This is a genomic window from Streptomyces sp. KR55, assembly GCF_052245645.1.
Taxonomy (GTDB): Bacteria; Actinomycetota; Actinomycetes; order Streptomycetales; family Streptomycetaceae; genus Streptomyces; species Streptomyces flavusporus.
Window position 1 is genome coordinate 1 of record NZ_JBQQCE010000420.1, and the last position, 8,640, is coordinate 8,640.

General features: G+C 71.7%; 7 protein-coding genes and 2 pseudogenes. 3 read left to right on the plus strand and 6 right to left on the minus strand.

Features of this window, described 5'->3' with window-relative positions; translation table 11 throughout:
* Both ACTWQJ_RS40050 and ACTWQJ_RS40055 read right to left on the minus strand, forming a co-directional pair.
* The coding region (locus tag ACTWQJ_RS40050) for an amidohydrolase (protein ID WP_443311359.1) at positions 1–1,132 on the minus strand (1,132 nt) is incomplete at its 3' end.
* 109 nt (positions 1,133–1,241) lie between these two features.
* Positions 1,242–1,604, minus strand: a pseudogene (locus ACTWQJ_RS40055) (sensor histidine kinase); the annotation flags it as partial.
* A gap of 236 nt (positions 1,605–1,840) precedes the next feature.
* Here ACTWQJ_RS40055 and ACTWQJ_RS40060 point away from each other — a divergent pair.
* Positions 1,841–3,115 carry a serine/threonine-protein kinase gene (locus ACTWQJ_RS40060; RefSeq protein WP_443311360.1) on the plus strand — a complete coding sequence of 425 codons (1,275 nt, stop codon included), beginning with the start codon at positions 1,841–1,843 and terminating at the stop codon, positions 3,113–3,115.
* Here the strand turns inward: ACTWQJ_RS40060 and ACTWQJ_RS40065 are convergent.
* The 4 genes from ACTWQJ_RS40065 to ACTWQJ_RS40080 form a co-directional block, all read right to left on the minus strand.
* Complete coding sequence (locus ACTWQJ_RS40065; RefSeq protein ID WP_443311361.1) at positions 3,082–4,056, minus strand: Dyp-type peroxidase; 975 nt, start codon at positions 4,054–4,056, stop codon at positions 3,082–3,084. The two genes, ACTWQJ_RS40060 and ACTWQJ_RS40065, sit on opposite strands and share 34 nt — an antisense overlap.
* A gap of 187 nt (positions 4,057–4,243) precedes the next feature.
* The gene (locus ACTWQJ_RS40070; RefSeq protein ID WP_443311362.1) at positions 4,244–5,542 is read right to left on the minus strand and encodes an SLC13 family permease; all 1,299 of its coding nucleotides are present in this window, start codon (positions 5,540–5,542) and stop codon (positions 4,244–4,246) included.
* A gap of 161 nt (positions 5,543–5,703) precedes the next feature.
* On the minus strand, positions 5,704–6,165 hold the full coding sequence (locus ACTWQJ_RS40075; protein ID WP_443311363.1) for a CBS domain-containing protein: 462 nt from the start codon (positions 6,163–6,165) through the stop codon (positions 5,704–5,706).
* A gap of 123 nt (positions 6,166–6,288) precedes the next feature.
* The gene (locus ACTWQJ_RS40080) at positions 6,289–7,161 is read right to left on the minus strand and encodes a Cof-type HAD-IIB family hydrolase (RefSeq protein WP_443311364.1); all 873 of its coding nucleotides are present in this window, start codon (positions 7,159–7,161) and stop codon (positions 6,289–6,291) included.
* A gap of 177 nt (positions 7,162–7,338) precedes the next feature.
* Between ACTWQJ_RS40080 and ACTWQJ_RS40085 the strand changes: the two genes are divergently transcribed.
* A complete protein-coding gene (locus ACTWQJ_RS40085; protein ID WP_443311365.1) occupies positions 7,339–8,151 on the plus strand; it encodes an SAM-dependent methyltransferase in 813 nt (270 codons plus the stop codon).
* 40 nt (positions 8,152–8,191) lie between these two features.
* Positions 8,192–8,611 (plus strand): annotated as a pseudogene (locus tag ACTWQJ_RS40090) (glutamine synthetase); the annotation flags it as partial.
* Positions 8,612–8,640: the final 29 nt, after the last annotated feature.

Sequence of the window (8,640 nt, forward strand, 5' to 3'; positions counted from 1 at the left end):
TGTCCATCAGGCGCTCGCCCGGCGCAGCATCCCAGACGTCCGCGGGAGTGGTGGTGACGTACCAGTAGTCGTACGGCACTCCCGCGGGCGCGAGCAGGGAGAAGTCCTCGCTGCCCATCGCCGGGCCGAAGTCGAACACCGTGTGCGCGCCGAACAGTTCGCGGTGCACGGCCGCGATCTCCGTGTCCAGGGCCGTGTCGTTGACCGTGTTGGGATAGCCGCGTCTGACCGTGACCTCGGGCGGCACCGGACAGCCGGCGGCCTCGCACTCGCCGGCCACGGTGCGGCGGACGGCGGCGAGGATGCGCTCGCGCACGTGGGTGTCCTGGGTCCGCAGGTTCAGCGCGAGCCGGGCCTCGGCGGGGATGATGTTGGCCTGCGTACCGGCGTGGAACTGCCCCACCGTCAGCACCGCCGACTCCGCCGCAGCGACCTCGCGGGAGACCACCGTCTGCAGCCGCGTGACGATGTACGCGCCGGTCACGACCGGGTCGACGGTCGTCTCGGGGCGCGAGCCGTGGCCGCCGCGGCCGTGTACGACGACGTCGATGTCGTCGGAGGCCGACAGGATCAGGCCCGGGGTGTGCGGATAGAACCCGGCGAGGCCGGGCGCCGCATGCTGACCCAACAGCACGTCGGGCCGCGGGAAGCGCTCGTGCACCCCGTCCGCGACCATCGCCGCCGCTCCCCCGCCCGACTCCTCCGCGGGCTGCCCGATCACCACGAGCGTGCCCGACCAGCTCTCCCGCCCGGCCGCCAGCGCCTCGGCGGCGCCGACCAGCCAGGTGACATGCAGGTCGTGCCCGCAGGCGTGCATCACACCGTCGACGCAGGAGGCGTGGTCGAGGCCCGTCGCCTCCCGCACCGGCAGCGCGTCCATGTCGCCGCGCAGCCACACGACCGGCCCGGCCCCGTTGGCCAGCACCCCCACCACGCCGGTACGGCCGACCCCTTCGGTCACCTCGAATCCCGCCGCACGCAGCCGCCCGGCGAGCTTGGCGGCGGTCCGGTGCTCCTGGAAGGACAGCTCGGGGTGACGGTGCAGATCCCGGTAGAAGTCGGCCAGGTCGTCGGACTTCAGCCCGGCGGTGAGTTCCCGGGTGAGACGGACCACGGCGGCCGGTTCGCTCATGCTGCTTCCTTACTCCTCGGACACCTGCTCGGACACCTGCTCGGACACTCCTCGGACATCGGTACCCCCACGGACCGGCGGCGCCCAGGGCGGTCCGGACCCGCGCCAGTCATCCTGCACCGTGCCAAGCCTCCCCCGCCGGAAAGACCGCCCGCACCTCACAGCCGTCGCCCTCGCGTGGGCCGGCGTGGAGATCGCCGCCCAGTGCCGTGACCCGCTCCTTCAGGCCGACGAGGCCGAAGCCGCCGCCGCGGGCGGCGTCCGGGAGTCCGCTGCCGCCCCGGCCGTCGTCCGTGACCGACACCTCCAGCCGGTCGCCGCGGCGCCGCAGGGCGACGGCGATCTCCGTGGCGTCGCCCGCGTGCCGCCGTACGTTGGTGAGCGCCTCCTGTACGACCCGGAAGGCCGCCGCCTGCACCTCGTGCGGGAGGTCGTCGGTCACGGCGGGGTCGCGGTGCAGGGTGACCCGCCGGCCGCCCGGAACAGGGTCGAGATCGCGGCCTGGGCCTGGCAGCACGGGTACGCGCAGTCCCGGTCGTGAGGCGCGGCCGTCAACCACGGAGTCCTGACCGACCGGGTGATCACCGGCACTGTCCGCGGGCCGGTACGCTGTGGCAGCTGCGGCATCCCCCCACCATCAACCGCGACCGTGCGGTGAGTTGCGGCCTGCGGCGTCGAGACGTCACACAGCATGAGGATGAAACACAGGTGCTCATAGCGGGCCGGTACCGGCTGCACGATCCGATCGGGCGGGGCGCGATGGGAGAGGTCTGGCGTGCGTACGACGAGACGCTCGGCAGACCGGTCGCCGTCAAGCTGCTGCTGCCCCAGGACTCCGACCCCACCGCCGCCTCCCGCTTCCGCCTGGAAGCGCAGACCGCCGGACGGCTCCATCACCCGTACGTGGTGGGCGTTCTGGACTTCGGTGCGCACGACGAGCGGCTGTTCCTCGTGATGGAGCTGGTCGACGGCGACAGCCTGGCCCGGGTGCTCGCCGACGCCGGGCCGCAGCCCGCCGACCGGGTGGCCCGTATCGCCGCGCAGGCGGCCGCGGGGCTCGCCGCCGCCCACCAACAGGGCATCGTCCACCGGGACATCAAGCCGGCCAATCTGCTCCTCGACGCCGACGGCACCCTGAAGATCGGCGACTTCGGCATCGCCCGCTTCCTCGACGACCCGGCGGCCGCGCTCACCGCCACGGGGCAGATCGTCGGCACCAGTCTCTACCTCGCGCCGGAACGCGCGCTGGGGCAGCCCGCGGGTCCGGCGAGTGACGTGTACTCCCTGGGTTGTGTGCTCTACCAGCTGCTCACCGGGCGCCCGCCGTTCCAGGCCGACACCGCGATCGCCATCCTGCACCAGCACCTGGACGCCACTCCGACACCGCCGCGGCAGCTCGGCGCCGACCTCCCGCCCGCCTTCGAGAGCTATCTGCTGGGCCTGCTGGCCAAGCAGCCCGAGCACCGGCCGGGTGCGGCGCAGGTCGCCGACTGGTTCGCCTCGGGCGCCTGGCAGGGCCGTCCCGAGCCGCTGCCCGCGGCCACGCCGGCACCGGCGCCCGCGCAACAGCCCCCGAGCACGGAGACCGGCCCGGCGACGACGTACATGCTGCCGTCCTCCTCCCGGCACACGACCCGGGCCCACCCGACACGACGCCGGAGCCGACCGGGCGTCCGTGAAACGCTCACGCGGCGGCCCCGGGTGACAGCGATCGCCGGTGCGGTGGCGCTCTTCGTGGCGGCGATGCTGGTGGGCATGGTGTGGTTCTCACCCGACAACAGTTCGGCGGAGGGTTCCAGCACGGACGTCACCGGCACCACCGGTCCCACCCCCACGGAGGCCACGCCGTCCCCCGCTGTGGCCGTGCAGCCCTCGCCGACTCCCACGCCCGAGGAGACCGGCGGCGACGAACGGCAGGACGCCACGAAGGACAAGAAGGAGCGCAGGCCTCACTCCGACGACGGCGAGGAGGAGGACGACTGACCTCCGTCCCCCGGTATGGCGCGCAGGAAGTCGGCCGACGGGACGAAGAACCGGGTTCCGGTGACCGCCCGGGAGTAGTCCAGCAGCGGATCGGGCCCGGAGGTCGGCGTGCCGAGGAACATCCGCTCCAGCATCGTGTCCGTCACCCGGGGATCACGGGCGTAGGCGATGAAGTACGTGCCGAACTCGCCGTGTCCCGGCCGGCCGAACGGCATCGCGGCGCGCAGGATGCGCTGCTCGGTTCCGTCCGGGCCGATGACGGTGTTGACGTCCTTGTGGGAACCGGGCGCGTCGAGTTCGACGTTGGTCGCCTTGGTGCGGCCGATCACCTTCTCCTGGGTCTCGACCGGCAGCCGCTCCCAGGCGTCCACGTCGTGCAGGTACTTCTGCACGACCACGTAGGAGCCGCCGCGGAAGTCCGGGTCCTCGTCGCCGACCAGCGCCGCGTCGGCGGCCTCGTGCCCGACCGGGTTCTCGGTGCCGTCGACGAAGCCGAGGAGGTTGCGCGCGTCGTAGTAGGCGAAGGCATGGACCTCGTCCTGGACCGTGGCCGACCCGCGCAGCCCCTTCATGATCTCGGCGGTCAGCGCGAAGCACAGGTCCGGCCGGTTCGCCCTGATGTGGAACAGCAGGTCTCCCGGCGTGGACACCGCGTGGTGCCGTGGCCCGGCCAGCTCGCGGAACGGCTCGAGCGCGGCAGGCCGGGGAGCGCCGAACAGCCGGTCCCAGGCCCGGGCCCCCACCCCGGCGACGCAGGAGAGCCCGCCGTCGGGATGCGGGAAGCCGAGGGCCCGCTCCTGTCCGGCGAGCCCCGCCAGCAGCTCCCGCGCCACGGTCTCCCCGCCCGGTTCGACGGTGACGACCAGGAAGACCGCGGCGCTGGTCAACGGGCCGAGCAGCGGCTGCGGCCGGCCATCGGCCGACGGAACCGGCGACGACATGGCTCCCCCTCGACGACGTACCACGGCCGAGCGGCCGATGGAGCACCAGTCACCATGCCCAGTCGAACGCCCGGCGACACCGGGCCGGGCCTCCGTCGCCCAACTTCTCAGAAAACGGGCAAAACTGACGATCCGTCAGAGGCGATTTCGCTCAGCGGAGCGGGACGCTTGGCTGCGCAGCCGCGGGTCAGGACAGGGCGAAGTACCGCAGCCACACATACCCGAGGGACAGGGCCACGGTGACCGCGGTGACGACCAGGCCGTACCGGGTGAACTGCCAGAAGGAGATGGGCTGGCGGTTGCGTTCGGCGATGCCCAGGACGACGACGTTCGCCGAGGCGCCGATCGCGGTGGCGTTGCCGCCGAGGTCGGCGCCGAGGGCCAGGGCCCACCACATGACGTGGTCCTGGGCACCGCCCATGTTCTCCACCAGCTCGGCGGTGATCGGGGCCATCGTGGCGACGTACGGGATGTTGTCGACGACGCCCGACAGGGCCGCGGACGCGCTCAGCATGATCATGGACCCGCCGAGTTCGTTGGTCCCGATCGCGTCGGCCAGCGCCCGGGACACCTCGGGGACGACACCGGTGTCGATCAGCCCACCGATCATGATGAACAGCCCGGCGAAGAAGGCGAGCGTCGGCCACTCGACCTCGCCGAGCACCTCGCCCGCCTCGGCCGTGGAGACCGCGATGAGCAGACCCGCGCCGAGCAGCGCGACGATGCTGGGCTCGTAGTGCAGTACGGGATGGAGCACGAAGCCGGCCACGACCAGCGCCAGCACCACCAGCCCCTGCACCAGCAGACGCGGGTCCCGGATGGCCTCCCGCTCCTCCAGCGCCATGATCTCGGCGGCGCGTTCCTCGTCGTACACGAAGCTCCTGCGGAACATCACCCGGCACAGCAGCAACAGCACGACGATCAGCACCGCCGACACGGGGGCGAGGTGGATGACGAAGTCATTGAAGGTCAGCCCGGCCCGGCTGGCGATGATGATGTTGGGCGGGTCGCCGACCAGGGTGGCGGTGCCGCCGATGTTGGACGCGAACACCTCGGCCATCAGGAACGGCGCGGCGGGCAGCGCGAGGCGTTCGCAGACCAGCAGCGTGACGGGGGCGATCAGCAGGACCGTGGTCACGTTGTCCAGCAGCGCGGAGGCCACCGCGGTGATCACGACGAGCATGGCCATCACCCGGTAGGGAATGGCCTTCGCCCGTTTCACCGCCCAGATCGCCAGGAACTCGAACATGCCCGTCTTCCGGAGCACGCCGACGATCATCATCATGCCCATGAGCAGGAAGATGACGTTCCAGTCGATGCCGGCGTGCTCCGAGTAGAACGCCGTGATGTCGTTGGTGGCCCCGAGCGCGAGCATCAGGCCGGCGCCGCCCAGTGCGACGGCGACGCGGTGGATCTTCTCGCTGATGATCAGGGCGTACGCGCCGACGAAGACGACGACCGCCGCCCAGCTGTGCCAGTCGTTCACGGTGCTCCCGATCGGACGTCACAAGACAGGGTGATCCCGTTCGCCGACCAGACTTCCCGGCACACCGGTCGGAACCCTACCGGGCCTTGACGCTTCCCTAACAGCATGCAACTGCGTGGCCACCGGCCGGGAACGCTGCCGGAACCCGGCGGCCCCGCAGGTCACGTCGCCGCGGCGAGCAGGCGTTCCAGCAGGTGGGAGGCAGTGATCACGCCGAGCAGCCGGACGCCCGTCGCGTCCTTGTCGACGACGGCCACGAGCGGGCTGCGAATCTGGGCCATCTGGGCGGCGACCTCCAGCGCGGTGTCGTCCGGCGCGGCGACGGCGGGGGGCGGCGCCGAGAACGACAGGCAGTCGCGCACCGTGCGGCCCTTCAGCGCCTCGCACAGCCGGTCGGCGTGCCGCTCGTCGACGACGGCGGCGAGTGTGGGGTCTTCCACGACGTAGCCGGGGACCAGGATCTTGATCATCTGGGAGGCGGGCAGAATCGCCTTCGGCGCGCCCCGCTCGTCCAGCACCAGCATCGCCGGCAACCGGTGCTCGGCCATCAGCCGTGCGGCGTCCAGGGCGTCGCTGTCGAGGCCGACCGTCTCGTACTCCACCGCCAGGTCACGCGCGCGCACGTTCGGCTCCCGTCTCGCTCCCGACGTATCGGCGTCCGCCGTCTCCGCCGCAGGCCGGAAACGGTGGTCGCACCTGCGACGATACCGCCGGTGCGGTCCGGAGCGGCGACCCGTGGGGGCGATTCAGCCCTCCGCTGCGGGCAGTCCCAGCAGGCGCGAGACGGTGCGCAGCACGCCGTTGTCGTTGTTGGACGGGGCCAGATGGCGGGCGCGGCGTATGACGTCCGGGTGGGCGTTGGCCATGGCGAAGGACCACTCGGCGGTGTCGAGCATCTCCAGGTCGTTGAGGTAGTCGCCGAAGACCAGGGTCTGCGCGGGGGTGATGCCGAGTTCGCGCTGGAGCCGGCGGACGGCGGCGCCCTTGTTGGCGGTGGGGTTCATGATGTCGACCCAGTGCTCACCGGAGACGACGACCTGATGGGTGGCGGTGAAGCGGTGCAGGGCCGGTGCCGTGGTGCGTTCGACGGGGCCGAAGTCGTAGAGGGCGACCTTGAGGATGTCGTCGTCGACGGCGGTGACGTCCTCGACGGTCCGGTGTTCGACGTAGTACCTGCGCACCTCGGCGAGGAAGGCCGCGTCGGTCCGCTCGACGTACGCGGACCGCTTGCCGCAGACGACGGCCCCCACGTCGACGCCGTCGGCCGCGAGCCGCCGTACCGCCTCGACGACCTCGGTGACGACGGCGCTCTCCAGTGGGTCGGAGCTCAGCTCCACGCCGTCGCGCACGACGTAGGTGCCGTTCTCCGCTATGAACACCATCCCCTGCGCCGCCGGGGCGAACTCCCGTGCCAGCGTGGCGTACTGGCGGCCGCTCGCGGGGCTGAACAGCACTCCGCGCTCGCGCAGCCGGTCCAGGACCTCCCACAGTCCGGCCGGGGCCCGCTTGTCGTCGTCCAGCAGAGTGCCGTCCATGTCGGTGACGACCAGCCTGATGTCGGCGGGAGCGGCGGCCGGGGCGTCGGACGCGGTGGGCAGGGGCGAGTGGGAGTAGGGCATGTCCTGTTTCCTGGAGCGCGCGGTCGCGCCGGTTGTCGTTCCGGGTACGGCTGTCCACCCTAACCGGGGGCGTCCCCCGGCCCCTCTGAGGTCCCGCTGCCCCGATTCCCGGGACACGCTGATCATGAGCGCGGCACAATGGCGGCGACGGCGGTTCGGTCGAGGAGAGGACGAGACGTGAGCGAGGCCCCCACGCCGGCGGAGGGTACGGCACGGCTGAACACCGCTGTGGCGCACAACGCGCGGGTCTGGAACTACTGGATCGGCGGCAAGGACAACTACGAGGTCGACCACCGGGTCGGTGACCATGTCGCGTCGATGTTCCCGCTGATCCGGGACGTCGCCCGAGCGGACCGCGAGTTCCTGGGCCGGGCGGTGCGGTTCCTGGCCGAGGAGCGCGGGGTCCGGCAGTTCCTGGACATCGGCACCGGGCTGCCCACGGCGGACAACACCCACGAGATCGCCCAGCGGATCGCCCCTGAGTCGCGGATCGTGTACGTCGACAACGACCCCATCGTGCTGATCCACGCCCGTACGCTGCTGACGGGTGTGCCTCAGGGCGTCACCGACTACATCGACGCGGACGTGCACGACCCCGACACCATCCTCGAACGGGCCGCGGGCACACTGGACTTCACGCGTCCCGTCGCGGTCATGATGCTGGGCATCCTCAACTTCGTCCTGGACACCGACAAGGCGCGGGACATCGCCCGCCGCGTCATGGCCGCGGTCCCCTCCGGCAGCTTCCTGGTCCTGACGCACCCCACCCACGAGGCCGAACTGGGCGGCGAGGGCCAGATCCCGGCCATGAAGTTCTGGAACGAGAACGCCACCCCGCCGATCACCGCCCGCAGCCGCGCCGAGATCGCCTCCTTCTTCGACGGTCTTGAGCTGATCGAACCGGGGCTCGTGTCGTGTTCGCAGTGGCGATCCGATCTCCACTCCCCCGTCGTGGTACCGCAGTTCGGCGCGGTGGCCGTGAAACCCTGACACCGGCCCGCACCCCCGCCGAGGCCGCCCTGGAGGACGTATGACCACCCTCGCCGACCCCGTCCCGGGCGGGCGTCCCGGTGATGTCGAGCAGGCCGCCGCGCTGAGCGGCGAACTGTCCGGGCGGGGCGTGCACGGGATCGTGCTGTGCTACGTCGACACCGCGGGCATCACTCGCGTGAAAACGATCCCGACGGCCAGGCTCGCCGCGGCCGCGGCCTGGGGCGTCGGTATGTCGCCGGTGTTCGACACGTTCCTGGCGAACGACTCCATCGTCAGCACCGACGTGCTCGGCTCCCCCGACGGCGATCTGCGTCTCTACCCGGACCTGGACCGGCTCACCGTGCTCGCCGGGCAGCCCGGCTGGGCGTGGGCCCCGGTGGACCGGATCACGCAGGACGGCGAGCCGCATCCGGCATGCCGCCGCGCTGAGCGGCGAACTGTCCGGGCGGGGCGTGCACGGGATCTGTCTATTCTACACATCTGACG

Excerpts from the sequence above, each read along its gene's own strand:
- ACTWQJ_RS40065 (WP_443311361.1), bottom strand. The coding sequence starts at position 4,056 with ATGTCGTCGCCGGTTCCGTCGGCCGATGGCCGGCCGCAGCCGCTGCTC.
- ACTWQJ_RS40080 (WP_443311364.1), bottom strand. The coding sequence starts at position 7,161 with ATGCCCTACTCCCACTCGCCCCTGCCCACCGCGTCCGACGCCCCGGCC.